26 protein-coding genes are annotated in these 25,283 nt (G+C 69.7%); 5 read left to right on the top strand and 21 right to left on the bottom strand.

Features of this window, described 5'->3' with window-relative positions; genetic code table 11:
* Positions 1-14 precede the first annotated feature (14 nt).
* Positions 15-458: a hypothetical protein gene (locus AC1RTO_RS10080; protein ID WP_493160736.1), complete on the top strand. Its 444-nt coding sequence runs from the start codon at positions 15-17 to the stop codon at positions 456-458.
* A gap of 65 nt (positions 459-523) precedes the next feature.
* On the opposite strand, the gene AC1RTO_RS10075 is transcribed toward AC1RTO_RS10080, so the two are convergent.
* The 6 genes from AC1RTO_RS10075 to AC1RTO_RS10050 all read right to left on the bottom strand — a co-directional run bounded on the left by AC1RTO_RS10075 (position 524) and on the right by AC1RTO_RS10050 (position 7,648).
* Entirely contained in the window at positions 524-1,813 is a 1,290-nt protein-coding gene (locus AC1RTO_RS10075; RefSeq protein ID WP_493160735.1) for an adenylosuccinate synthase, read from the bottom strand.
* Positions 1,814-1,902: 89 nt separating this feature from the next.
* Positions 1,903-2,322 (bottom strand): VOC family protein, encoded by a 420-nt coding sequence (locus tag AC1RTO_RS10070; protein ID WP_493160734.1) that lies wholly within the window; start codon positions 2,320-2,322, stop codon positions 1,903-1,905.
* Positions 2,323-2,346: 24 nt separating this feature from the next.
* Positions 2,347-3,462: an ATP phosphoribosyltransferase regulatory subunit gene (locus AC1RTO_RS10065; protein WP_493160733.1), complete on the bottom strand. Its 1,116-nt coding sequence runs from the start codon at positions 3,460-3,462 to the stop codon at positions 2,347-2,349.
* 54 nt (positions 3,463-3,516) lie between these two features.
* On the bottom strand, positions 3,517-4,581 hold the full coding sequence (locus tag AC1RTO_RS10060; protein ID WP_493160732.1) for an MlaA family lipoprotein: 1,065 nt from the start codon (positions 4,579-4,581) through the stop codon (positions 3,517-3,519).
* A gap of 210 nt (positions 4,582-4,791) precedes the next feature.
* Positions 4,792-6,369 carry a phosphoglycerate dehydrogenase gene (serA, locus tag AC1RTO_RS10055; RefSeq protein WP_493160731.1) on the bottom strand — a complete coding sequence of 526 codons (1,578 nt, stop codon included), beginning with the start codon at positions 6,367-6,369 and terminating at the stop codon, positions 4,792-4,794.
* Between the two features lie 124 nt (positions 6,370-6,493).
* Positions 6,494-7,648 carry a phosphoserine transaminase gene (locus AC1RTO_RS10050; protein WP_493160730.1) on the bottom strand — a complete coding sequence of 385 codons (1,155 nt, stop codon included), beginning with the start codon at positions 7,646-7,648 and terminating at the stop codon, positions 6,494-6,496.
* Between the two features lie 130 nt (positions 7,649-7,778).
* On the opposite strand from AC1RTO_RS10050, the gene AC1RTO_RS10045 reads away from it, so the two are divergent.
* Together AC1RTO_RS10045 and AC1RTO_RS10040 are read left to right on the top strand one after the other, a co-directional pair.
* Positions 7,779-8,465 (top strand): extensin family protein, encoded by a 687-nt coding sequence (locus AC1RTO_RS10045; protein WP_493160729.1) that lies wholly within the window; start codon positions 7,779-7,781, stop codon positions 8,463-8,465.
* Positions 8,466-8,511: 46 nt separating this feature from the next.
* Complete coding sequence (locus AC1RTO_RS10040) at positions 8,512-9,387, top strand: LOG family protein (RefSeq protein WP_493160728.1); 876 nt, start codon at positions 8,512-8,514, stop codon at positions 9,385-9,387.
* 155 nt (positions 9,388-9,542) lie between these two features.
* Here the strand turns inward: AC1RTO_RS10040 and AC1RTO_RS10035 are convergent, their stop codons facing one another.
* A complete protein-coding gene (locus AC1RTO_RS10035; protein WP_293876171.1) occupies positions 9,543-10,235 on the bottom strand; it encodes a c-type cytochrome in 693 nt (230 codons plus the stop codon).
* Between the two features lie 115 nt (positions 10,236-10,350).
* Here AC1RTO_RS10035 and AC1RTO_RS10030 point away from each other — a divergent pair, with 115 nt between their 5' ends.
* Positions 10,351-11,241: a prephenate dehydratase gene (locus AC1RTO_RS10030; protein ID WP_493160727.1), complete on the top strand. Its 891-nt coding sequence runs from the start codon at positions 10,351-10,353 to the stop codon at positions 11,239-11,241.
* Positions 11,242-11,302: 61 nt separating this feature from the next.
* Here the strand turns inward: AC1RTO_RS10030 and AC1RTO_RS10025 are convergent, their stop codons facing one another.
* Entirely contained in the window at positions 11,303-12,070 is a 768-nt protein-coding gene (locus tag AC1RTO_RS10025; RefSeq protein ID WP_493160726.1) for a hypothetical protein, read from the bottom strand.
* A gap of 123 nt (positions 12,071-12,193) precedes the next feature.
* Between AC1RTO_RS10025 and AC1RTO_RS10020 the strand changes: the two genes are divergently transcribed.
* Positions 12,194-12,865, top strand: coding sequence for an HAD family hydrolase (locus tag AC1RTO_RS10020; RefSeq protein ID WP_493160725.1), 672 nt, complete (start codon positions 12,194-12,196; stop codon positions 12,863-12,865).
* On the opposite strand, the gene AC1RTO_RS10015 is transcribed toward AC1RTO_RS10020, so the two are convergent.
* From AC1RTO_RS10015 to AC1RTO_RS09955, 13 genes are all read right to left on the bottom strand, one after another.
* On the bottom strand, positions 12,844-13,617 hold the full coding sequence (locus tag AC1RTO_RS10015) for a nucleotidyltransferase family protein (protein WP_493160724.1): 774 nt from the start codon (positions 13,615-13,617) through the stop codon (positions 12,844-12,846). The genes AC1RTO_RS10020 and AC1RTO_RS10015 overlap by 22 nt on opposite strands.
* Entirely contained in the window at positions 13,614-14,528 is a 915-nt protein-coding gene (locus AC1RTO_RS10010; RefSeq protein ID WP_493160723.1) for a hypothetical protein, read from the bottom strand. The genes AC1RTO_RS10015 and AC1RTO_RS10010 overlap by 4 nt, the downstream gene beginning before the upstream one ends.
* A gap of 8 nt (positions 14,529-14,536) precedes the next feature.
* Complete coding sequence (locus AC1RTO_RS10005) at positions 14,537-15,601, bottom strand: diacylglycerol/lipid kinase family protein (protein ID WP_493160722.1); 1,065 nt, start codon at positions 15,599-15,601, stop codon at positions 14,537-14,539.
* A gap of 99 nt (positions 15,602-15,700) precedes the next feature.
* A complete protein-coding gene (locus tag AC1RTO_RS10000) occupies positions 15,701-17,020 on the bottom strand; it encodes a lipopolysaccharide biosynthesis protein (RefSeq protein ID WP_493160721.1) in 1,320 nt (439 codons plus the stop codon).
* Between the two features lie 46 nt (positions 17,021-17,066).
* A complete protein-coding gene (locus tag AC1RTO_RS09995) occupies positions 17,067-18,212 on the bottom strand; it encodes a CDP-alcohol phosphatidyltransferase family protein (protein WP_493160720.1) in 1,146 nt (381 codons plus the stop codon).
* Between the two features lie 47 nt (positions 18,213-18,259).
* Entirely contained in the window at positions 18,260-19,372 is a 1,113-nt protein-coding gene (locus AC1RTO_RS09990) for a CDP-glycerol glycerophosphotransferase family protein (protein WP_493160719.1), read from the bottom strand.
* Positions 19,369-20,082, bottom strand: coding sequence for a phosphocholine cytidylyltransferase family protein (locus tag AC1RTO_RS09985; protein ID WP_493160718.1), 714 nt, complete (start codon positions 20,080-20,082; stop codon positions 19,369-19,371). The genes AC1RTO_RS09990 and AC1RTO_RS09985 overlap by 4 nt, the downstream gene beginning before the upstream one ends.
* 44 nt (positions 20,083-20,126) lie before the next feature.
* Positions 20,127-20,576 (bottom strand): DUF4126 domain-containing protein, encoded by a 450-nt coding sequence (locus tag AC1RTO_RS09980; protein WP_493160717.1) that lies wholly within the window; start codon positions 20,574-20,576, stop codon positions 20,127-20,129.
* Between the two features lie 68 nt (positions 20,577-20,644).
* Positions 20,645-21,544 carry an NAD(P)-dependent oxidoreductase gene (locus AC1RTO_RS09975; RefSeq protein WP_493160716.1) on the bottom strand — a complete coding sequence of 300 codons (900 nt, stop codon included), beginning with the start codon at positions 21,542-21,544 and terminating at the stop codon, positions 20,645-20,647.
* Between the two features lie 43 nt (positions 21,545-21,587).
* Entirely contained in the window at positions 21,588-22,511 is a 924-nt protein-coding gene (locus AC1RTO_RS09970) for a bifunctional riboflavin kinase/FAD synthetase (protein WP_493160715.1), read from the bottom strand.
* Positions 22,512-22,521: 10 nt separating this feature from the next.
* The gene (locus AC1RTO_RS09965; RefSeq protein ID WP_493160714.1) at positions 22,522-23,739 is read right to left on the bottom strand and encodes a dipeptidase; all 1,218 of its coding nucleotides are present in this window, start codon (positions 23,737-23,739) and stop codon (positions 22,522-22,524) included.
* Between the two features lie 222 nt (positions 23,740-23,961).
* Positions 23,962-24,450, bottom strand: a complete 489-nt coding sequence (locus AC1RTO_RS09960) for a dihydrofolate reductase (protein WP_493160713.1) — start codon at positions 24,448-24,450, stop codon at positions 23,962-23,964.
* Positions 24,447-25,241 (bottom strand): thymidylate synthase, encoded by a 795-nt coding sequence (locus tag AC1RTO_RS09955; RefSeq protein WP_493160712.1) that lies wholly within the window; start codon positions 25,239-25,241, stop codon positions 24,447-24,449. The genes AC1RTO_RS09960 and AC1RTO_RS09955 overlap by 4 nt, the downstream gene beginning before the upstream one ends.
* Positions 25,242-25,283: the final 42 nt, after the last annotated feature.

The raw sequence follows: 25,283 nt of genomic DNA, 5'->3' as shown, positions 1-25,283 counted from the left end.
TGCAGGAGAGAACAATGCGTAAGGTCATTCCAATCATGGCGGCTGCCATGCTGATCCCGGCCGCAGCCTATGCCCAGACCACGACCGGAGGCACCGCCGGTTCGACGATGGGTACGACCTCCGGCACGATGGGCGGCCAGACGACTACGACGTCGCCGACCGATTCGACGATGTCGACGACGACCACCACCCAGAGCAAGTCGTCGAAGCGCGGACGCAATGCGCGCGCCGGCACCAGCGGCAGCACGACGGGCGTCGATAGTTCGACCACGACGACGACGGCCCCGGGATCGACCACCGATACGATGGGCGGCACGACCGGCACCGGCACCGGCACGACCACCGGGACGATGGGTGGCACCGGAACCACCGGCACGATGGGCGGCACGTCGACGACGGGCACCATGGGTGGAACGACGACCGGCACCACCACCGGTGGCACCACGCCGCCGCAATAAGCCTTCACCGATGTGAGGCTCGAACAGCCGGGTGGTTCAGGCCACCCGGCTTTTTCGTGTCCGGATCAATCCGCGAAGGGGTCGCGGACCAGGATCGTGTCCTCGCGCTCCGGGCTGGTCGATACCAGCGCGACCGGGCAACGGATCAGCTCCTCGACGCGGCGGATGTACTTGATCGTCTGCGCCGGCAGGTCCGCCCAGCTACGCGCGCCGGCCGTCGATTCCTGCCAGCCCTCCATCGTTTCGTAGACCGGCTCGACCGCGGCCTGGTCGGCGGCATGCGAGGGGAAGTAATCGAGTTCCTGACCGTGCAGTCGATAGCCGGTGCAGATCTTCACCGTCTCGAACCCGTCGAGCACGTCGATCTTGGTGAGCGCGATGCCGGTGATCCCGCCGACCGCCGCTGACTGACGCAGCAACACTGTGTCGATCCAGCCGCAGCGGCGCTTGCGCCCGGTGACGGTGCCGAATTCATGGCCGCGCACGCCGAGGCGCTCGCCGGTCTCGTCCTCCAGCTCGGTGGGGAACGGACCCGACCCGACGCGGGTCGTATAGGCCTTGGCGATGCCGAGCACGAAACCGACCGCCGCCGGTCCCAGTCCCGAACCGCCCGCCGCGGTGCCGGCGATCGTGTTGGACGAGGTGACGAACGGATAGGTGCCGTGATCGACGTCGAGCAGCACGCCCTGTGCGCCTTCGAACAGGATGCGCTTGCCCGCCGCCCGCGCCTCGTTGAGGTCGCGCCACACCGGCTTGGCGAAGGACAGGACGAAATCGGCGATCTCGCGCAGTTCGGCGATCAGCGCCGCGCGGTCGATCGCGGGCGAACCGAAGCCGGCGCGCAGCGCGTCGTGATGCGCGAGCAGCCGGTCGAGCTGCGGCCCCAGGTCGTCGAGATGCGCGAGGTCGCAGACGCGGATCGCACGGCGGCCGACCTTGTCCTCATAGGCCGGGCCGATGCCGCGCCGGGTCGTGCCGATCTTGCCCGCGCCGCTCGCATCCTCGCGCAGCGCGTCGAGGTCGCGGTGCAGCGGCAGGATCAGCGCGCAATTGTCGGCGATACGCAGCGTCTCGGGCGTCGCCGACACACCTTGGGCCGCCAGCCGCTCGATCTCCGCCTTCAGCGCCCAGGGGTCCAGCACGACACCGTTGCCGATGACGCTCGGGGTGCCGCGAACGATGCCCGACGGGAGCAGCGACAGTTTGTAGACGTTCTCGCCGACGACGAGGGTGTGGCCGGCGTTATGTCCGCCCTGGAAGCGGACGACCATGTCGGCGCGCTCGGCGAGCCAGTCGACGATCTTGCCCTTGCCCTCGTCGCCCCATTGCGCGCCGATCACTGCTACATTGGCCATGGATACGGAACTCCCCCTGCCACAGCGAACCCGCGCGCCCTTCGACAGGACTCGGCGCGACGGGTGGTTCCGAAATGTCGGGGCGGCGGTTACCCGGCGCCGCGAGCGGGGTCAACCGCATGCACGAGCACGGCATCGGCGGGATGCGGCGAATCATGCTCGACATATTCGACCAGCGCACCGTCGCGTTGCCGGACCAGCATGTTGCGCCCGGTCGGTACGTGCCGGATACCGTCGAGGATGGTGGCGCCGGTCGTCGGCAGATAGGCGGCGAAGGCGGCGATATCGTCGACCATGAAGGTCATCGCGGTCGCCCGGAACGGCGCCAGCGCCGCGTCGGACCCACCGATGAACAGGATCTGCCCGACCTGCACGAGGCGCAACTCCATCTCCGGATAATCGAACCGCAGCCGCGCCGGTTCGCCGAACAGGGCCTCATATTCCACGACCGCGGCGTCGATCGCCTCGAGCGGCAGCAACCGTCGGATCAGCACGTTACGGATTCGCACTTCGACCTCCCTTTGCCATATGGATCAGTCGGCGAGCAGCGCCCTTGCCTCACCCGCCGCCCACAGATGCGTGCACAATTGCGCTTCGGGCGTGTCGCCCGGTTCCAGCGCGGCGACGGTCACCCAGCCGTCGACGCGCATCCTCGCGCCGTCCGCGGCGGGGGTACCGAAAGGCAGGAACAGGCGGCGGCGATCGACCGGGCCGGTGGTGGCGACGATCGCATCGGCGTAGAGGGAAAAGCCTGTCGCGACCTCTTCCGCGCCATCGCCATGGACGATGCGATAGGTGCCGCCGCGGCCGACCTCACGCGCGACGCCGGCGGCAAAGAGCGAAAAGCCGAGCCATGTCTGATATTCGAAACCGTGCCGCTCGGTCGGATCCAGCGTCAGCCTGACGCTGTCGGGGATCGCCGCCGTGATCGCCGCCAGTCCGTCGAGCCGCGACGTCAGCACGCCATCCGTGTCGAACGCGCGCAACTGCGCCATCGCGGATGCGAACGGTCCCGCCGCGGCGATCAGCGGCAGATAGTCGGGAGCGATCTCCGCGACGCCGCCCGCATCCTTGGCATCCAGTCGTTCGCGCAGCCGGCCGAGGCGGTCGGCGGCGACCGGCAGCGGCCCGGCGGCGAGCGTATCGACCAGATCGGGCAAGGTGAAATCGATCGAAACACCCGCGACGCCGGCCGCGGTCAGCCCCTCGACCGCCACAGCGACGACCTCGCTGGCGGCGGGCCGCGAGTCAAGACCGATCAGTTCCACGCCGACCTGCCGCCGCTCGCGGCCGGGGGCGAGCGCGGAGGCGCGCAGCGCCAGGACCGAACCGGCATAGGACAGGCGGACGGGGCGCGGGTGGTGGCCCATGCGGGTCGCGGCGATCCGCGCCACCTGCGCGGTCAGATCGGGGCGGATCGCCATCGTCGTCTGGCTGACCGGGTCGACGAAGCGCACCGCGTTGCGCAGTCCGCCCGCCTTCAGCCGCGCGCCCAACCCTTCGGCGAATTCGGCGAGCGGCGGATCGACGCGTTCGTACCCGTGGCCGCGTGCCGCCTCCAGCACGCGCGCCTCGATGGCGGCGGCGGCATCGGCGAAGGGAGGCAGGCGATCGTGGAAGCCCTCGGGCAGCAGGCCGAATTTGGTCATGTCGCGCGGATAGCGACAGCGGCGGGGGAGCGCCATAGCCGCGATGCGGTTGCGCTAGCCGACGGGTGCGGGTGTGGGTGGTACATCGGGGGTCGGCGCGGGAGCCGGCGTGGCGGGGGCGACGGGCAGTTCGACGGTGGGTGCCGATCCCCGGCCACGCAACCGGATGGCACCGCTGGGCGCCTCGGTCATGCCGCCCGAATTCGCCTTGCCGCGGCCGTGCAGGCGGTCGATCTCCGCCTGCCGCCGTTGCAGATAGAAATCGCGGGCATTGCCGTACCGGTCGCCGGGGGCGGTATCGATCGCCTTGTAGGTTTCGTCGAACTCCGCGCGATGATCGAGCGCGCCGAGCGCACCGGCGGGGATCGCGAACTTGGGATCGGTCACCCCCTGCCCCAATGCGATCGGCATGACCAAACGGTCGATCGCACCGCCGAACAGGTCCCGAACCGTCGTCGGACCCACCAGCGGCAGGTACAGGAACGCGCCGTTGGGGACGCCGTAGAAGCCTAACGTGTTGGCGAACCCGTTGCTGCGGCGAGGAAGCCTGAATGGTTTGCGACGGGCGATGTCGAACAGGCCGATCGCGCCGATCGTCGTGTTGACCACGAACCGCCCGACCGTCTCTGCCGCCTTGCCGATCTTGTGCTGGAGCACATAATTCACGAACACCACCGGTTCGCGCAAATTGTAGAGGAAGTTGTGGATGCCGTCGCGGATCGGCCCCGGCACCTTCTTCTTGTACGCCATCGAGAGGGGACCGATCAGCGCGCGATCCACCGCCTGCGTCGCGTCGAACGCGGTCGCATTGATCCCGGCAAGCGGATCGGGCGCCTCCCAGTCACCGCGTGCGGTCACGACGATGTCCGCGCCCGGCGACGTGGCGTCAGCGGCGGCGAAGACCGGGAATGTGGCGAACGGGACATGAACCAGCGGCAATACCGGAACGACCGGTGTTCCGTCTGCGGCAGGTGGCGGCGGCAGGTCTTGCGACGGCCGATCCGGCATCCGGTCCACCGGCGCGGGCGCCGCGACGACCGATGGCTGCCCGACCGGCGCGATGTCGGGCAACGTCGGTGCCATCAGCGGACCCGACCCGAGCAGCAGGACCGCGATCACCGACAACGCCAATCTACCAATCCCCCGGCCCCGGCGCATATCGGCCGGGCCGTTGGATACTATGGATACGGCACAAGCGCCAGACTGGCGGCGTGCGTCAGGGATCGCCGCGATAAAACCCGGATGGCGCTATCGAACGGTCGCGGTGAACGCGGAGCGGCAACGCCTGCCGGAGGATGAGCGCGTCGCGGCCACCCTCCGGCGGCATCGTCAGAACGTCAGGCCCATCGCGGTCTTCACGCCACCCAACGCCTTCACCTTGGCCAGCAGGTCGCTGTCCACCGGCTCGTCGACCGACAGCAGCAGCACCGCTTCGCCACCCGCCTGACGGCGGCCGAGGTGGAAGGTGCCGATGTTGACGCCCGCCTCGCCCAGCGCCGTGCCGAGGCGCCCGATGAAGCCCGGCGCGTCCTCGTTGACGACGTACAGCATCGGCCCGACCAGATCGGCCTCGACCTTGATACCGAACAGCTCGACCAGACGCGGCGCCTGATCGCCGAACAGCGTGCCCGCCACCGAGCGTTCGCCGTCCGCGGTCTTCACCGAGACGCGTAGCAGCGTATGATAGTCGCCCTCGCGCTCGGTGCGCACCTCGCGCACCTCGACGCCGCGGTCGCGCGCCAGCAGCGGCGCGTTGACCATGTTGACCGTCGCGGTCTGCGTACCGAGGAAGCCGGCCAGCACCGCGCTGGTGATCGGCTTGGCGTTGAGCTCCGCCGCCGCGCCCTCGGTGTGGACCGAGATGCGCGTGATCGCGCCGGTGGTGAGCTGGCCGACGAGGCTGCCGAGCTTCTCGGCGAGCGCCATGTAGGGCTTGAGCTTTGGCGCTTCCTCGGCGGACAGGCTCGGCATGTTGAGCGCGTTGGTGACGCCGCCCGAGACGAGGAAATCGGCCATCTGCTCGGCGACCTGGATCGCGACATTGACCTGCGCCTCGGTGGTCGACGCGCCGAGGTGCGGGGTGGAGACGAAATTCGGCGTGCCGAACAGCGGCGACGCCTTGGCCGGCTCTTCCACGAACACGTCGAGCGCCGCGCCGCCGATATGACCGCTGTCGAGCCCTGCCTTCAACGCCGCCTCGTCGATCAGCCCGCCACGCGCGCAGTTGATGATGCGCACGCCCTTCTTCGTCTTCGCCAGCGCCTCGGCCGACAGGATGTTGCGCGTCTGGTCGGTCAACGGCGTGTGCAGCGTGATGAAGTCGGCGCGGGCGAGCAGCTCGTCGAGCGTCACCTTCTCGACGCCCATCTCGACCGCACGCTCGGGGGTCAGGAAGGGATCGAAGGCGACGACCTTCATCTTGAGGCCGCGGGCGCGATCGGCGACGATCGAGCCGATGTTGCCGGCGCCGATCAAGCCCAGCGTCTTGGCGGTCAGCTCGACGCCCATGAAGCGGTTCTTCTCCCACTTGCCGGCCTGCGTCGAAGCGTCCGCCTCGGGCAGCTGGCGCGCGAGCGCGAACATCAGCGCGATGGCGTGTTCGGCGGTGGTGATCGAATTGCCGAACGGCGTGTTCATCACCACGACGCCCTTGGCGGACGCCGCGGGGATATCGACGTTGTCGACGCCGATGCCGGCGCGGCCGACGACCTTCAGGTTGGTGGCGTGTTCGAGGATCGCCTTGGTGACCTTGGTCGAGCTGCGGATGGCGAGGCCATCATAGTCGCCGATGATCGCGATCAGTTCTTCGGGCGTCTTGCCGGTGATCTCGTCGACCTCGACGCCGCGCTCGCGAAAGATCTGCGCGGCCTTGGGATCCATTTTGTCGCTGATGAGGACTTTAGGCATGATATTTCCTAGAAACAACGGTCGTCGTCCCCGCGAAGGCGGGGATCCATAGCCGCTGACGATGCGGCTCTTTCGACGACCTGCGTGTATGAATCCCCGCCTGCACGGGGATGACGGTTTGGAGTTAAGCCACGGCCTTGGCGGTCGCGTAGGCCCAGTCGAGCCACGGCCCGAGCGCCTCGATATCGGCGGTATCGACCGTCGCGCCGCACCAGATGCGCAGGCCGGCCGGTGCGTCGCGATAGCCGGCGACGTCATAGGCGGCGCCTTCCTTCTCGAGCAGGCCGGCCATCGTCTTGATGAACGCTTCGTCCGCGCCCTCGACGGTCAGGCAGACGCTGGTCTTCGACCGCGACGCCGGGTCCGTCGCGAGATGGCCGAGCCAGTCGCGCGTCGCGACGATCCGGTCGAGCGCGGCCGCATTCGCGTCCGAACGCGCGATCAGGCCACCGGCGCCCAATGACTTGGCCCATTCGAGGCTCGCAATCGCGTCCTCGACCGCCAGCATCGACGGCGTGTTGATCGTCTCGCCCTTGAACACGCCTTCGGTCAGCTTGCCCTTCGACACCAGACGGAAGACCTTGGGCAGCGGCCAGGCCGGGGTGTAGTTCTCCAGCCGCTCGACCGCGCGCGGGCCAAGGATCAGGACACCGTGGCCGCCCTCGCCGCCCAGCACCTTCTGCCAGCTGAACGTTGCGACATCGATCTTGGACCAGTCGATGTCATAAGCGAAGACACCCGACGTCGCGTCGGCGAAGCTCAGCCCCTCGCGCTCGGCCGGGATGAAGTCGGCATCGGGCACGCGGACGCCGCTGGTCGTGCCGTTCCAGGTGAACAGCACGTCGGTCGCCCAGTCGATCTGCGTCAGATCGGGCAACGCGCCGTAATCGGCGCGGATGACGGTGGGATCGATCTTGAGCTGCTTGACCGCATCCGTCACCCAGCCCTCGCCAAAGCTTTCCCAGGCCAGCGTCGTGACGGGGCGTGCGCCGAGCATCGTCCACATCGCCATTTCGAACGCGCCGGTATCGGAGCCGGGAACGATGCCGATGCGATGCGTGTCGGGCAGGTTCAGCAGCTCGCGCATCAGGTCGATGCAATATGCGAGGCGGGTCTTGCCGATCTTGGAGCGGTGCGAGCGACCGAGCGATTCGGTGGCGAGCTTCGACGCGTCCCAGCCCGGCGGCTTGGCGCAGGGGCCGGAGCTGAAGAAGGGGCGTGCCGGGGTGGTGGCAGGCTTGGTCGCGCCCAACGCGGGTGCGGTCACGGTATCCGTCAATGTATCTCTCCTCACAGAGAGCACGCGCCGCGTTGGGGCGGCGTGGCCCGTCGACGGCCCTAGAGACGGTTGGAGGCGCTGGCAAGACAGGTTCGTCCGGGACGGACTTGTTTCTGGCGGGCGGTGGCGCATGATCGCCGACGTGTTCCGCTTGCCCCGCTTCTGCCCCCGCTCCTCCGCCAGTGTCGCGATGCTCATGCTCGCCGCCTGCGGCCGTCCCGACCGCCAGCCCGACCGTCCGGGCGCGTCGCGCCCGACGATCGCGACGCCGTCGCTGCGCGAGACGGCGCAATGCCTCGCCGATCTGCGGCAAATGAACGTCGCCTATCGCGTGCTGCCCGACCGGGATTTCGGCAACGGCTGCGGCCTGTCGGGGGCGGTGCAACTGGTCGAGATCGGCGTGCCCGTCACCGGCATCACCGCGATGCGCTGCGGCGAGGCGCGCGCATTCTCGGCCTGGGTGCGCAATGCGCTGGCGCCCGCCGCGTGGCAGATGCTCGGCAGCGAACTCGCCAGCGTGCAGGGCATGGGCAGCTATGCCTGCCGCAACGTCGTCGGCACCGCGCGCGGCGGCGGGCGGCGATCGGGCCATGCCATCGCCAATGCGGTCGATTTCGGCGGGGTGACGCTGAAGGACGGGCGGCGCGTCAGCGTGCTGCGCGACTGGACCTCGCCCGATCCGCAGGTGCAGCGGTTCCTGACCACGATCCACGATTCCGCCTGTCGCCGCTTCGGCACCGTCCTGTCGCCCGCCTACAATGCCGCGCACCGCGACCACCTCCACCTCGAGGACGATCGTGCCGGCGTCTGCCGATAGGATTTCGGGCGTTGAGCACTCCCCGGCTTTGCTCTAACGCCCTCGGATGACCGATACACGCGTACCCGAACGGGTTTTCCCGAACGCCAGCCAGGATGCGGCCAGCGCCAGCCAGGCGATCTCGACGCCGCAGACCGAGCATCCCGCCTACAAGCTCGCCTTCCAGGACATGGACTTCCTGCTGCGTGAGGATCTGCGGCCCGTCCGCTTCCAGCTTGAGCTGCTGAAGCCCGAATTGCTGCTGGAAGAGGCGAAGATCGCCTCCACCTTCGTGATGTACGGCTCCGCCCGGATCCCCGAACCCGCCAAGGCGCAGGCGATGCTCGAAATGGCGAGCGACGACGACAGCCGCCGGATCGCCGAGCGGCTGGTGGCGAAGAGCCGCTATTACGACGTCGCGCGCGAACTGGCGCAGATCGCCAGCCGCGTGCCGCGCGACCAGCACGGCAAGCGCCAGTTCGTGGTCTGCTCGGGCGGCGGCCCGTCGATCATGGAAGCGGCGAACCGCGGCGCGACCGACGTCGGCGCCGAATCGATCGGCCTCAACATCGTCCTGCCGCACGAGCAGGCGCCGAACCCCTATGTCACGCCGTCGCTGAGCTTCCAGTTCCACTATTTCGCGTTGCGCAAGATGCACTTCCTGCTGCGCGCGCGGGCGCTGGCGGCCTTCCCGGGCGGGTTCGGGACGTTCGATGAACTGTTCGAACTGCTGACGCTGATCCAGACCGGCAAGATCAAGCCGATCCCGGTGCTGCTGTTCGGCCGCGAATTCTGGGAAAAGGTGGTGAATTTCCAGGCTTTGGTCGACGAAGGCGTGGTCAGCGCGCGCGACCTCGGCATCTTCACCTATGTCGAAACCGCCGAAGAGGCATGGGACGTCGTGCGCAACTTCTACGAAGAACAGGCGAAGAAGGCGGGGTGAGGCATCCGGCCGGACGACCATCCTTCCGGCCCACCCTCACCCGTCGCCGCTGCGCGACTCCTCCCCTCTCCCGGCGGGAGAGGGGACAAGACGGCAAAGCCGTCGCGGGGTGAGGTCATAGAATACCCCGTTGCCCCCGGGCCGTAACGAAACGCTTACTTGCCGGCCTTGGCGCCCTCTACCGCCGCCGCGGGGTCGACCGACGGCGCGCCCGAGGCGGGGGTACCGGTGTTGCCGAGGTTGTTCGCGGCATCGGCGTTGGTGACCGAATCCTTGCCTTCCGGCGCCTTGTCCGTCGCCGGGGCGGCAGCGCCTGCGGCAGGGGCGGCGGGCAGCGGCAGGTTCGAACCCTGCGCGTTCAGATAGACGATGATGTTGGCGCGGTCCTGCGGATTGCCGAGGCCGGCGAAGGTCATCTTCGTACCGGGCGCGAACTTGCGCGGGCTGGTCAGCCACGCGTTCATCTTGTCGAAGTCCCAGTTGCCGCCGACGCCCTTCAGCGCGTCGGAGAAGGCGAAGCCGCCCTTGCCCTGGCCGATGCCCTCGCCCAGCGTGCCGTACAGATTGGGGCCAATGCCGTTGGCGCCGCCCTGCGTCACCGTGTGGCAGGCGGCGCACTTCTTGAACACTTCCGCGCCCTTGGCGGCGTCCGCGGTCGGCAGCAGCGTGGCGATCGGCACTTCGGCGGCACCACCGCCGGCACCCTCTTCCTCGACGCCCTCGATCGCATAGCCCATCTTCTCGGGCCGCTCGCTGTGGAAGGCCATGCCGCCGACGATCGACAGTCCGAGCGCGAGCCCGCAGGCTGCCAGCGTCCACCCGGCGATCGTATTGGTGCGGTTATCCATCTGCCTAACGCTGCCCCTGTTCTCTTCTTGCGCTGCGAACCCATAGGAAACGGCGTCTGTCTCCGCAAGCGCGCGCTTGCTGGTACGGCGCGGGCGCTCTACCGCCGCGGGCGCCATGGAAACCTACGCCGCCCCCGCCCGTCCGATCGTCGCCGCGATGACCGCCGCCGCCGCCGCCGAACCGGAGCGCGCGGTCGCATTCCAGGGCGCGCCGGGCGCGAACAGCCATGTCGCGGCCCTGGAATGCTTCCCCGACGGCCTGCCGCTGCCCTGTTTCGCGTTCGAGGATGCGATCGATGCGGTGCGCGACGGCCGGGCCGATTGCGCGGTGATCCCGATCGAGAATTCGTTGCACGGCCGCGTCGCCGACATCCATTTCCTGCTCCCGGAATCGGGACTGGTCATCACCGGCGAACATTTCCTGTCGATCCGCCACGCGCTGATGGGGACCGGCAGCCGCGACGCGGTGCGTGAGGCGATGAGCCATCCGCAGGCGATCGGTCAGTGCCGCCACTGGCTGAAGGCGCATGATATCCGCCAGATCTCCTACCCCGACACCGCCGGCGCCGCCGCCTATGTCGCCGAACTGGGCGATCCCGCGGTCGCCGCGCTCGCGCCGCCCGGCGCGGCGGCGATCTATGGTCTCAACCTGCTCGGCGTCGACATCGCCGATGCCGACCACAACACCACGCGCTTCGTCGTACTGGCCCGTGGCGGCAAGCCGCCGGTCGGCGCCGGTCCGTGGATGACGACGCTGATCTTCGAGGTGAAGAACATTCCCGCCGCACTCTACAAGGCGATGGGCGGGTTCGCGACCAACGGCGTCAACATGACCAAGCTGGAAAGCTATCAGCGCGGCGGCCAGTTCGTGGCGACCGAATTCTTCGCGGATATCGAGGGCAAGCCCGGCGACGCGGCCGTCGATCGCGCGCTGGAAGAGCTCGGCTTCCATTCGAAATGGGTGCGCGTGCTGGGCACGTACCGGCGCGCGCGCGACCGGGGATGAGCCCTGGGGCCGATCGACATTCAGATGTTTGCAGGCCTTCAGGGCTGAATGGCGATCGGCCCTAGCCCTTCCTGCTGAAGTCGATCCGTATCCGCACCCAGGCGCCGATCTGCGCCTTGCCGTTGACGCGTGGCGGGCGGACCTTGAACTGCCACGCCGCCTCCCGGATGCTGCGCGCCAGCCCCGACCCGGCCCGCGAATCGCCCAGCTGCACGCAATCCTCGACCCGGTAATTGGGTGCGGTGCGGCAGGCGATTTCCGCCCACGACCCCAACGGCACGTTGGCGGGCAGATAGGGCGACAGCTGCGACTGCGCCGGCTCGACATACCATTCGGCGGCATAGAGCCGCTGCCCGCCCGGTCCGGTGCCGGCCGAGGCGCTGGTTTCGCCCGCATCGCCGTCGCCCTGCCCGTCCGCCGCCGCGACCTGCTGCCCGGCGCTGCCGCCCGACTTGCGCGAGGGCATCTTGCCCACGTCGGAGGCGGCGAATTCGTTGCGGCTGAGCACCAGATAGCCGGGGAAGGTCGTGGTCACCGGCGGCGGCACCGGCGTGTCTTCGGCCGGCGGCTTGGGCGCGGCGGGGGGTTCGGGCGCGGTACGGCGGCTCGCCTGCGCGGCGCGGGCGGGGGCCTTGGCGCTCTTCGTCGCGGTCGAATTGTTGTCGCCGACCGGCAGCATGTTGACGGTCAGCGACCGGCCCGGCTCCGCCGGCGGATCGAGCACCGGCGCGAGCCGCCACAGCAGGAAGGCGATCACGATATGCGCGGCGACGGTCAGCGCCAGCGACACTGCCCGGCGACGGTCCGACGAAGGCTGATAGGACCGCATGGAACGCCGCGCCTAGCGTGCGGCGCGAGCCGCCGCAACCGGTTGGCGTCGCCTTGCCATGCGGATGCCACCTTCCCGCGCCAATCCGGCACGATGGCACCCGACGACCACTCCCGCCCCCCCATGACCCGGATCGCGATCTACGATCTCGATCGCACCATCACCCATGCGCCGACTTGGACACCGTTCCTGCTCCATGCGGTGACGCGTCATGCGCCATGGCGGCTGGCGCTGCTGCCGGTTGTGCTGGGTGCAGCCGGGCTGAGGGTGCTCGGCCTCATCCACCGCGACCGGCTGAAACAGGTGATGCACCGCGCCGCGCTCGGCACGCTGTCGCCCGAACAGGCGGCGCGGATCGCCGCAGGCTGGCTGGCCAGTTTCGGCCCCGCACAAATCCGCCACGGCGCGCGAGCGCAGATCGCCGCGGACCGGGCCGAGGGCTATCGCATCGTCATCGCCACCGCAGCCTATCGCTTCTATGCCGAGGCGGTGGCGCGGGAGGTGGGCGCGGACGCGCTGATCGCGACGGCGACTGCGACCGACGCCGACGGCCGCCTGCTGCCCCGGATCGAAGGCGGCAATTGCTACGGCCCCGCCAAGCGCACGATGATCGAACGCTGGCTGGCGGATCAGGGCATCGCCCGCGACCAAGCGACCGTCCGCTTCTATTCCGACCATGTCACCGACGTGCCGAGCTTCGAATGGGCGGACGAACGGATCGCGGTCAATCCGCATGCCGCGCTGCGCCGCGTCGCCACGGCGCGCGGCTGGCGTCAGGTCGACTGGGACGCCTGATCCGGCCCGTCGCCGAGCAGCGCGCGGACAAGATCGAGGTCGTCGGGCTTGTCGACGTCCACCGCCGCCAGCCCGTTGCGCGCCGCCACCGCCGCCGCCCGCACGCCGACGGTCGCGCCCAGCCGCGCGAGCGCCGCGTTCAGCGTCAGCCGCCCGAAGGCGTAGCGCAGCAACGTCCCCGCCCCCAGCCGGCGGACGATCCGCCACGGCCGTTTGCGGTCGCGCTCCACCGACATCCACAGGCCGATCGCCGCTTCCGCCGCCGGCGTCCGGCACAGGAACAGATTGCAGCCCGACCAGCCGCCGTCGGCGAAGCGCAGATAGGTACGCCGGGTCGGCGGCGAGTCGCGCTCGATCGCATCGCGCCGGGCGAGCAGGGCCGCGACGTCGCTGTCCGCCGGCGCATCGGCAAGGAAATCGCGCACCCATTCGGGCCGGAGCAGCGCATGGTCCGCGGTGGTGACCAGCAGCGGCGCACCCAGCGTCCGCAATCCGTGCAGCGTGCTGAGGCTCGGCCCCGCCGCGGCATTGAGCGGTTCGGCGCCGAGCCGCAGTGCCTCGGCACGGACCGCGGGCGCGTTGGCGGATACCGCGATCCGCTCCGCCCCGGCTGCGCGTAGCGCCACCACGACACGCTCCAGCATCGTTGCCCCGCCGATGCGGATCAACGCCTTGTCGGACACGCCGGCATAATCCGCGACCGGATCGACGCCACCGCGCGATCCGGCGAGCACCAGCGCATGGAAACTCATGACGCGCGCCGGTGCCAGACCCGCCACATCACGCCGGGCGCGGCGAGGATCGGGTGTCGCTCTCGCCATGGGGTCAGCGGCAGGTCGATGCCGGTGTGGCGTTGCAACTTCCACAGGCCGTAACGCGCGGCGCCGTCGAAGGTGAAGGCGGCCTTCACCAGTCGCGCGACGTTGAGCCACTTGCCGAGGCGCTGCCGCAGCCACCATGCCGCCAGCGTCGCGCGGGCATCGCGAACCGGCACCGTCGGCGCATAGACGTCGCCGCGGCGTTCGTGGCCGATCCCGGCGCCGTGCCATGCCAGCGGCAGCAGCGTATCGAACCGGCCGGGATCGAAGGCGAGGATCTGCCGCTCCCGACCCGGCGCCTCGACGCGCAGCTCGGCGGAATAGGTCTGGCGGAACAGCGCCAGCCAGTAATCGGCCGGGGTGCCGCGCTGCGGCCCGAGCACCGCTGCGAACCGTGCCGCGGTGGCGGCAGCATAGGCGACCGCACGGACGACGCGCGCGCCGGTTTCCGGATCGGCGCTCCACACCAGCGCGGCCGGTTGCGCGAAGCGCGTCCACACCGTCGTATCGATCGTGCGCCCCTCGGCCGCGCGGCAGAAGGTGTCGAGCGGCATCGTCGCGACCTTGGCGCGAATCGTTCGCCCGCCGATCGCGATCTCATGGAAGCTGACGTCCGGCCACAGTGTCCGCGTCGCCAGCGCGCCCGGCCCCCACCCGCGCGGACGCGGGGTCAGCACATAGAAGTCGAGCACGCCGTCGAGGTCGCCAGTGCGCAGCACCGATCCGTAGAACAGCACCGCCAGCCCGCCGAGGCGGCGGACGACCTCGCGCGCGGCGGCGGCGATCGGCGGCGACACCTGCGTGTCCAGTTCGTCCGCGACGAACGACAGCAACGTCGTGGCCATCGCGCCGCTCAAGCGGCGGCGAAGCGGATCGGTTCTCCCGCCCGGATCGTCAGGTCGCCGCCCGTATAATGTTCGCCATCGAGGATGAAGCCTTCGTCGGACTGGACGCGGATGCTGCGCGGATCGGTGCGCGCGAAGCCGGCGGCGACCGCGGGGCTGCCGTCGGTCCCCGACAGGATCGGCTTGAGCATGCGGAACAGATGGCGGGGCGGCGCATCGACGGTCAGCATCTTGAGGCCGGCGCGTTCGCGCCCGAACGGCTTCAACCCGACCGGCATCCGTTCGAGGGTCGAGGCGAGCATCAGGTACAATTGCCGCGTCACCGGCCGGTCGCCATCGGCCTGCAACCGCATCGTCGTGCCGCGGCGCCAGGCATTGCCGGCACCGCCGAACAGGGTCTGCGCGATGCTCCAGCCGAGCGACAGCGCCACCGCGACGCCGTTGAACGCGCCGGCGCGATGCGTGCTCTGCGCCAGTTCGGTGGCGCGGACGAAACCGCCCATGCCGAGCAGAAATCCGCGCGCGTCCGGCACCGTCGCATCGTCGCGCAGCACCTCGACCGGCGCGCGCTCGACGAATCGTCCCGCCTGCGCCGCGGCGATCGCGTCGCGCACCGTCCAGCCTTCGGGAATGCCAAGGTCGAGCGCCAGGGCATTGGTCTTGCCCGACGGGATGATCGCCATCGGCGGCATCGCATCGAACACCCGGGCCGCCGCGGTCATCACGTCGCGCAGCGTGCCGTCGCCACCGTTCACCACCAACAAGCCAATGCCCCGCGCCGCATAGTCACGCAGCGTCTCCTCGAGCGCGTCGAACGTATCGGGTGCGGTGTAGAGCACGTCCGGCCAGTGATCGAGCCGCATGCCGTGCTTCAGGTTGCGATGGCTGCGCCCGTTGGCAACGACGCCGACGAGCAACGGCCCCCGGGCCGGTACGACCGGTGCCAACCCGCGCGCGATCCGCGCCTCGCCAAGCACGTCGACCGCCGCACTACACCGCCGGAATACGACCTGCCCGGCCGCGTCGATCAGAGCCTCGCCGGCGGAGGGGCGCCTGTTGAATACCGTGGCCAAATTACACCCTCCGTCACGAGCCCTTCACCGAACTGTCACAGGGGCAAATATGGGCAGGATTGCGGCCCTAACAAGAAAATTGATGCACGTTAGTCTGATTCAGGCGATTTCGCCCGACTTATCGCCGGTCGCATCCGCCACGGCGGGTTCAGACTGGAGCAGCGACTGGATCGCCAGCCCCAGCAGCAGCGCGACGATCACCGCATTGACCAGCACCGCGATCGACACGCCGATCACCTCCAGCGACGGGCTGAGCCAGAAACTGACCGCGAACAGCGCACCGATCCCGACCAGCCGCGCGATGAAGGTGGCGCCGATTCGGTTGGCGGCGAGCAGCAGCGGCTCGAAGCCGACGGTGACCAGATCGATGCACCCCGCCGCCGCCAGCCACAGCAGGATCGGATAGGCGCGACCGAATTCCTTGCCGCCCATCAGCGTCAGCACCGGGTGACCGAAGACGACGACGATCAGGAACGCGAAGGCGGCGACCACCGTCGCCATCAGGAACGAGCGCAGGATCATCTGCCGCACCCGGGCGAGGCCACCCGCCGCGACCGCGCGGACGATTTCGGGAAAGGCGGCGCGCGCGAGCAGCTGCGATACCTTGGTCAGCGCCTGCGCCAGTTGCAGCGCCAGCCGGAACGCACCAGCCGAGGCGGTGCCGACCGTGCCGCCGACGAGCAGCAACGGTATCTGCTTGCTCGACAGGCCGAGCGACGAACTGGCGTTGGTGGCGAGCGAAAAGCGGACGATGCCGGGATGGTCGATCACCACGTCGCGCACGCCGATCCCGGGCGCGAACAGCAATTTAAGGTCGCCGCTGCGCGCCAGTGCCGCCCAATAGGCCGCGGCGGTCAGCACCTCCGCCAGCCCCCAGGCGATGAGGAAGCCGGTGACGCTCGGCAGGAACAGCGCCGCCAGCACCGCGCCGACCAGCCGTGTCGCCGGGGTCACGCTGTCCGCCGCCGCCGCGACGGAAAAACGGTCGCGCAAGCGCAGGATGCCGAGCGGGGTCGAGCGGATCGACAGCAGTTGCGCGATCGTAAAGATCATGGTCGCGCGTGCATGGACCGGGCGGACGCCCAGCGCCTCGCCCCAGGTGTGGATGATGACCGCCGCCAGGATCACGCCGATCACGGCGCTGCCGACGTCGAGCAGGCCGCACGCGCGGAACAGCCGTGCCAGCCGCGTCTCGTCGCCGGGCTTCAGATGCTGGTGGCCGTAGCGGACGATGATCTGCCACGTCTGGAACCCGACGACCGTCGCCAGCGCCTGGCTGGCGCCGGTGATAAGCGCGAACCGGCCGAAGCCGGCGACGCCCAGCGTGCGCGTGACGATCGCGAGATAGACGAGGCTGAGCACCGCGAGCACGCCGCGGCTCGCCAGCATCCAGCCGAGATTGCGGGCGATCGCGCGCATGGGTCCGCCCTGCGGCCCACCCTTGAACATCGCACTGGTCATCGCGTCATGCCAGCCAGCTGACGATCCTCTTGCCACGGGCAGCGACGGCCATCGCCTGAAACAGCCGCACCAGATGTACCACCAGCGACGCCATCGTCCAGACCGCGACCCCAACGATGCCCCAATCGGGACGGGTCACCAGCAGACCGGCGAACAGGATCACCATGTTCGGATTGCGGCGCGCGGTGACCAGCCGGAACCGGCTGTCGAACCGCTCCCAGACATGGATGTGCATGCCGAACCGGGCGATGAACGCCCCCTCGATCAGCCGCTGCGCGACATAGCCGAACAACATCGCCGCGATCACCGCAACGAAGGTGGCATCGCTCAACGGATGGCCATAAGCGGTGCATCCCACCGCCCAGGCCCACCACCAGAACGGCGGATGGATCAGGTCGACGCCATGGTCCCAGGCATTGCCGAGGGCCGACGAGGTGATCGTGCAGCGCGCCAGCTTTCCATCGACCGTATCGAGCACCATGAACACCAGCCCGATCGCCAGTCCGCTCCAGAACCAGCCGTACCAGAAAGCGACCGTGGCGATGATGCACAGCACCGAACCGATCGCGGTCACCTGATTGGGTGAAATGCCCGCCCGCGCGCACAGGCGTGTGATCCACAACGCCCATTCCGGCCACAGATATTTGGTGAGCAGATCGGTGACGCCCTTGTAAGCGCCGGTATAGCTCGCGCGCTCGATCGCGGGGACGCTGGCGGGAACCAGTCGCTCGGCGAACGGCTTCTCGCGCTTGCGCAGCGCCTCGTTGAAGATACCCTCCTCCGCCTCCGCGGCGATCATGGTCAGCGTGCCGGGGTCGAGCGGGCGGTCCGCCTCCATCGCCGCAGCGACGCGGGTGCGATCCGCGGCGGTCACGACATGCGCCAGCACCGGCACGCCCTCGCGCGTCAACACCGTTCCCGGCCGCGCGAGCAGGTGCGGCAGCCACGCCGGATCGAAGGCGAAGGCGAGGTTGGCGAGCAGCGCGCCCGCCGCGTCGGCATCCCCCGCCAGCGGCAGCTTGCGCGCCACCGCCATCCGCCGCAGCCGCTCGGCGGCGCTCATCCCCCAGATCGGCGTCGGATTGCTGCCGACTGGAATCACCACGGGTTGCGGCGGGGGCGATTGTGGCGAGGAGGGTGTTGCGGCCATGTCCGGCCCGATAGCGGTCCGCACGCCCTTGGGATAGTCGCCAGCCGTCAGGCGGTGGCGAGGATGCGCGCAACCGCCGCGGCGGCACGACGCGGCGCGGCCCCGTCGGTATCGCCCAGCGAGTCGGCGGCGAAGGTCCGCTGCGCCGGCAGGAAGGCGGCATGGTCCGCCCCAGCGCGGTCGAGCGCGGCCGGCAACATGGCGAGATCGGTCACCACCTCGCCTGCGGTCCACATGTCGTAGCTCGGATCGCCCGCCCAGACGACGCCGCGCGGGTCGAGGAACACGCACGGCCGCGGCCGCATCAGGAATTCGACGACCTGGCTCGACGTATCGCCCAGATAGATATCGGCAGCCGCGGTGTAGCTGCCGTCGACCATCGCGAAGCTGTCGAGGTCGACATGCACGTCGCCACGCCCGGCCAGCGTCGCCGCAAAGGCGCGCACGTCCGGCGCCTTCTCGACCAGCCGCTGGTGCGGCGCGAAGACCAGGTTGTAGCGCCCGCCCGCGAGGATGGCGCCGATCGCCGCCTCGCCCCAGTCCCACCACGACGAACGGTGCCGTTGCCAGTGCGGCGCATAGAGGATTGTCGGCCGGTCGTGCACGAACGCCAGCGACGCATGCGTGCGCTGGCCAAACCCCGCCTTGATATAGCCGGTCACCGCAATCCCGGCGGGATCGACGCCGTGCGCCGCCAGCGCCTGCCGCTCGCGCTCCGCCGCGACGATGGTCAGCGCCGCCGCCTTGCGCCGGCGATCGTCGCGATTCATCATCGATCCGGCGCCGTGCAGGATGTTCACGAAGCGCGCCCGCGTCGGCAGCAACGCGGGAATCCACAGGCTGGTCTGTTCCGCCGACACCACCACCCGCGTGGCCAGCAGCCGCGGTGCGAGCCGGGCGAGCAGCGGCAGCTTCGCGGGCAGCGGCGGGTTCCGCCCCACCTCCCATGCGCCGAGATCGCGAAAGCCCGGCGCGCGACGGATACGCACGCGCGTTCCCTCGCCGAGCCAACCGCGAATCAGCGCCTCATGCATCGACGTCGCCACCCAGGCATCGACCTGCAACGCCGGCTCGGCCGCAACCAATGCCTCCATCACCGGGAACAGGTGCGGGATCAGCAGCGTCTCGCCCAGAAACAGGAACGCGACGTCGGTCTTCATCCGCCGTGCCGGTCCGCCCAGGCGGCGATATCCTCGGGCTGGTCGATCTCCTGCCACGCCCCCTCGCCCGCAACGATCGCGCGCACCGGCGCATAAGCGGCGAGGTCGGCGATGATCGCATGGTGGAAGGCGTCGAGCCCGCCCGGCTGTGCGATCACGCTTTCCAGCGCGCGGGCATAGGCATCGCCGCCGTTCGACACGATCACCCCCAGCGACCGGTGCGTCGCCACGTCGAGCGGCAGGTCCTTGGCGACGGCGCACACCTGCCGGTTGGCGACGGTCACCAGCATGTCGTCGGGCGCCGCGGCGCGCAGCGGCTCGACGAGCAGGCCCACACCCTCGCCCGGCGCGCGCACCGCGGCGGAAATCAGGTCGGCCGCGAACACGGTGTCGCCGTTCATCAGACAGAAGGGCGCATCCAGCAGGTCGCGCGCCATCCACACGCTGCCGATGCTGCTCGCCACCGACCAGAAGGGGTTGAACAGCAGCCGGACCGGCAACGGCGGCTTCGCCCGCGCCAGATGCGCGCCGATCTGGCGATAGCGATAGCCGCCGACGATCACCGCCTGTTCGATACCCGCCGCGTGCAATGCGTCGAGCTGATGATCGAGGATGCTGCGCCCGCCGACCTCGACGAGGCATTTGGGGATTTCGCGGGTCAGCGGCAGCAACCGCGAACCGATGCCCGCGCTGAGGATGACAGCTTGCATGCGCGCGCCCTAGAGCAAAGCGCGCGGCGGCGAAACCGGGCCGGTCAGCGGCGCATATTGGCGACCGCCAGCCCGCCGGCGACGAGCGCCGCATCCTCGACGAAGCCGGTGGCGGTCTGCCCGAAGCGGCGCATCGCCCGCTTGCGCAACGCCAGCCCGGCATAGGAGCTGGCGATCGCCGCCGCCACGGCCAGCGCCGCACCCATCCGCCGCTGCCCCGGCTTCGCCAGCGCCGCCCCGGCGAAGGCCGAGGTCAGCGACCGTGCGGTCAGGCCGGCGATGACCGTACGATCGGGCGCGGTCTTCATCTTGTCGCCCGCCATCTCCGCTGCGGCGAGCGTCACCGCGCCCGCCTGCACGACGGGATGCGACAACAGCGCAGCGCCGGGCATGTCGGCACCGATACGCCCCTTCGCCGCCTCGCCCGCGACGATCGAGAGCGGGGTCATCGCGCGCTGGCCGGCAATCAGGCCGATGAGGATCGAACGAATCATGGGGAATGTCCTGACGGTGAAAGGAATCTCCCCCACAACCCGGCCACCCCTACGAAGTTGCATCGCGGTCAGCGCACCAGGCCCGGCGGGGTCGCGCCGGCGAAATGCGCGTCGAGATTGGCGACCAGCAGCGCCGCCATCGCCGCGCGCGCCGCGACGGTCGCCGATCCCTGATGCGGCGACAGGACGACGGTGTCACGATGCAGCCCCGCAGGCACGTCCGGTTCGTCGGCGAAGACATCGAGGCCGGCGCCGGCGATGCCGCCGGTCGCCAGCGCCTCGATCAGGGCGACCTGATCGACCAGCGATCCGCGCGCGACGTTGACCAGCACGCCTTCCGGACCCAGCGCCGTCAGCACCGCAGCGTCGACCGCGCCCTCGTTCTCGCTTCCCGCCGCCGCGGCGAGAAACAGCACGTCGCTCGCCGCCGCCAGCGCCTCCAGCCCGGCGACGAACCGCCACGGCGCGTTGGCCTTGGCCGTCCGCGCGCTGTAGGAGAGTTCGCCCGCGAACGGCGCCGCCCGCGCCGCGATCGCCCGACCGATCGCGCCGAGGCCATAGATGCCGATCCGCCGCCCCGTCGCCCGGCGCGCGAGCGGCACCGACCAGCCGCCGCCGCGCACCGCGCGATCGTTGGCGGCGATCCGCCGCTCCACCGCCAGCCACAGTCCGATCGCGAGATCGGCGACATCCTCGGTCAGCACGTCGCGGGTGATCGCCAGCGCGACACCCCGCGCCGCCAGCGCCTGCCTGTCAATGCCGTCATGCCCGACGCCGTGCACAGCGACGATCTCCAACCGCGGCAAACGGTCGAGCAGCGCCGTATCGACCGTCATCGACCCGCCGCCGACCAGCGCGCGCACCGCGTCGAGCGGCGCGCTTTCCATACCGACGTGCAATGCGTAGTGTTCGCGCAGGCCCGGGACGAGCGTTTCGGGAAGGGGCGACGAGGACAGGATAGGGATCATGCCGCGCTCAACGTGCGGCAAAGGATTTCGGTCGCGCCGACGCCTATGCCAGCAGCGCCCGCGCCTGGTCGCAGTCGCGCTCCATCTGTCGGGTCAGCGCGTCGAGGCTGTCGAACTTCGCCTCGGGCCGCAGATAGTCGATCAGCGCGACCTCGATCGGCTGGCCGTACAGGTCGCCGGCGAAGTCGAAGAAATAGGGTTCGAGCAGCTCCTTGGGCGGGTCGAAGGTCGGGCGGATGCCCAGATTCGCCGCGCCTTTCAGCACGCGGCCGTCCGCCAGCCGGCCGGTCACCGCATAGATGCCGTAGGCGGGGCGCAGATATTTGCCCATGTCGATGTTGGCGGTGGGATAGCCGATCGTCCGGCCGAGCTTGTCGCCGTGCTGGACCACGCCCTCGACCGCGAACGGCCGCGTCAGCAGCCGGGCGGCGGCACCGGGATCGCCATGCCGCAGCGCGTCGCGGATGCGCGTCGAGGACACCGGCTCGCCATCCAGCGTCACCGGCCCGACCGTCTCCGCGACGAAGCCATGCGCCGCACCGCGTTCGGCGAGCAGCCGCACGTCGCCGCGCTTGGCAGTGCCGAAGGTGAAATCCTCCCCCGTCACCACGCCCGCCACCTGCAGATCGGCGTGCAGGCGCTCGGCGATGAACCGCTCCGCCGACAGCCGCGCGAGCGCACCGTCGAAGTGGAACACGACCATCGCATCCACCCCCGCCGCGGCGAACAGCCGCTGCCGCTGGTCTAGCGTCGTCAGCCGGAACGGCGGCGCATCGGGTCGGAAATGGCGCACCGGATGCGGATCGAAGGTCGCGACCAGTGCCGGCCGGCCCTCGGCGCGCGCACGCGCCACCGCGCGCCCGACCACCGCCTGGTGCCCGAGGTGAAAGCCATCGAAATTGCCGAGCGCGACGATCCCGCCGGCCAGATGCGGCGGCACCGCCGAGCCGCCGTCCAGCCGCTCCATCCGCGGCGCCTTAGGGCTGGGTCGCGCCCGGAGCAACAGCGGGTGCGAGTCCGGCGTGCAACAGGCGCAGGACGTTGCCGCCCATCACCCGCGCGATCTCGTCCGCGGTGAAGCCGCGATCGAGCAGTGCCTGGGTCACGCCCGCCAGCTGGCTGGCGTCGAACCCGGTCGTCACCGCGCCATCGAAGTCCGACCCGAGGCCGACATGCGCGATGCCGACCAGATCGCGGACATGCGCGATCGCGCGCGCGACCGCCGCCGGGCTGGTCGAGCAAACCGCCGCCTCCCAATAGCCGATGCCGACGACGCCGCCGGTCCGGGCGATGCCGCGGATCTCGTCGTCGGTCAGGTTGCGGTTGACCCGGCAGGTCGCCTGCACGCCGCCATGGCTCGACACCACCGGCCGCCGCGCGACGCGCAGGATATCGGCGACCGCGGCATGGCTCGCATGCGCGACGTCGACCACCATGCCCCTCGCCTCCATCCGCGCGATCACCTGCCGCCCCAGCGGCGTCAGTCCGCGCTTGGCGAGGCCATGCATCGATCCGGCGACCTCATTGTCGAAGAAATGCGCCATCCCCGCCATCCGGAACCCGGCGTCGTACAGCCGGTCGAGATTGCGGATATCGCCCTCCAGATCCTGCAACCCCTCGATCGACAGCATCGCCCCCACCGGCGGCCCGGTCAGGCAGGCATCGCCGAAACAGCGCGTCCAGTCCGCCCGCGCGCGCAGCAGCTGGTCGAGATCCGCCGGACTGCGCACCGCCCGCAGCCGGCCGTTCGACCCGGCGATCGCGCGGGTCAGCTTGCGCGCATGCCACAGCGAGCGTTCGAGCAAGGAGTTCCATGTCCGCGGCGGCTGCCGCTGCGCGATCGTCAGCAGCGTAATATTGTCGCTGTCCGCACCGTTGGCGTCGTAATTCTGGTGTTTCGGCGTCTTGGTGACCGAGGAGAAGACCTGGAGCGCGACATTGCCCGCCTCCAGCCGCGGCAGGTCGACCTGCCCCCGCGCGCCGGAATCGAGCAGGTTGCGCTGCCACAACAGCGTATCGGCATGCATGTCGGCGACGAACAGCCGGCGGTGCAGGTCGCGCGCCTGCGGCGTAATGCGGACCGGCACCGGCTCGACCCGGTTCATCGAGCGTTCGACGATCACCGGCGCGAGCCCGAAGAAGCCGAGCAGCGCCAGCACGACGATCACCCCGCCCGCGACCAGCCACCTGCCCATCAGCGCCCTCCCCAGTCACGGAGTCGAACGCCCCGCCGGGCCGGTTATGCGGGAATGTGGCAGAAGAGGATACCCATTCCTCCCCGGCAGGGCGGGCCTGCAATGGATCGACACAGTTCGGGCGGGCGCCGGCTGCGTCCGCCTCCCCGGATGTGTTCGACAGTCCGAAACCGACCCCTTCCCCGGCCCTCGCGGGGGAAGCGAGGAAGATGGGTCAGACGTTCAGACGCCGGGGTGAGGGACGGTTTCGCGCACCAGCGTCACGAAACTGTACGCCGGCCGCTCGCCCTCGGCGGCGTGATCCTCGCGCGCCACCTCATGCCAGCCGTCGAATCCCGGCATGCGCACGTCGCCGACCGCGTCGCAATGCACCTCGGTCAGCTCCACCCGGTCCGCCCGGTCGCGGAACAAGGCGAACACCTCCGCGCCGCCGATCACCGCCACGTCGTCGCCCGCGCTCGCCAGCGCCTGCTCGACATCATGCACCACCTCCGCGCCGGCGGCCGACCAGCCGGAATCGCGCGTCAGCACGATGTGCCGCCGCCCCGGCAGCGGCGCGGGGAAACTCTCGAACGTCTTGCGCCCCATCACCATGGCGCGGCCCATCGTCTGCGCCTTGAAGCGCTTGAGGTCGGCCGGCAACCGCCACGGCAACCCGCCGTCGCGGCCGATCACGCCATTGTCGGCGCGTGCGAGGTGAAAGCTGATCACACCGCCACCGGTGCCTTGATATGCGGCTGCGCCACATAATCGTGCAGCACGAAATCCTCATAGGCATAGCCATCGATCGCCGGCGGCGTCCGCACGATCTCCAGCCGCGGCAACGGTCCGGGCGTGCGGGCCAGTTGCAGCCGCGCCTGATCGAGATGGTTGGTGTACAAATGGCAGTCGCCACCCGTCCAGACGAACTCACCGACCTCCAGCCCGCATTGCTGCGCCAGCATATGCGTCAGCAGCGCATAACTCGCGATGTTGAACGGCACGCCGAGGAAGATATCCGCCGACCGCTGGTAGAGTTGCAGCGACAGCCGGCCGTTCGCGACATGCGTCTGGAACAGGCAATGGCACGGCGCCAGCGCCATCGCGTGCAGGTCGCCGGGGTTCCACGCCGACACGATCTGCCGGCGCGAGGCGGGCTGTGTGCGGATCTGGTCGATCAGCTCCCTGATCTGGTCGATGTGGCGCCCGTCCGGCGTCTCCCAGTCGCGCCATTGCTTGCCGTAGACCGGCCCGAGATCGCCCGCATCGTCGGCCCATTCGTCCCAGATGCTCACCCTTTGGTCCTGCAACCAGCGGACGTTGGTGTCGCCGCGGAGGAACCACAGAAGCTCGATGATGATCGAACGCAGGTGCAGTTTCTTGGTGGTGAGCACCGGAAAGCCCTGCGCGAGGTCGAAGCGCATCTGCGCGCCGAAGACGGAAAGGGTGCCGGTGCCGGTCCGGTCCATCTGCGCCGCGCCGCTGGTCAGCACGCGGTCCATGAGGTCGAGATATTGGCGCATACGCAGCGGCCTACCGCGCGGCGGGCGAGTCGCCAAGCGTCG

The sequence above is a fragment of the Sphingomonas sp. GW821-FHT10F09 genome (assembly GCF_058809195.1).
This window is presented reverse-complemented; position numbering and strand designations above follow the sequence as displayed.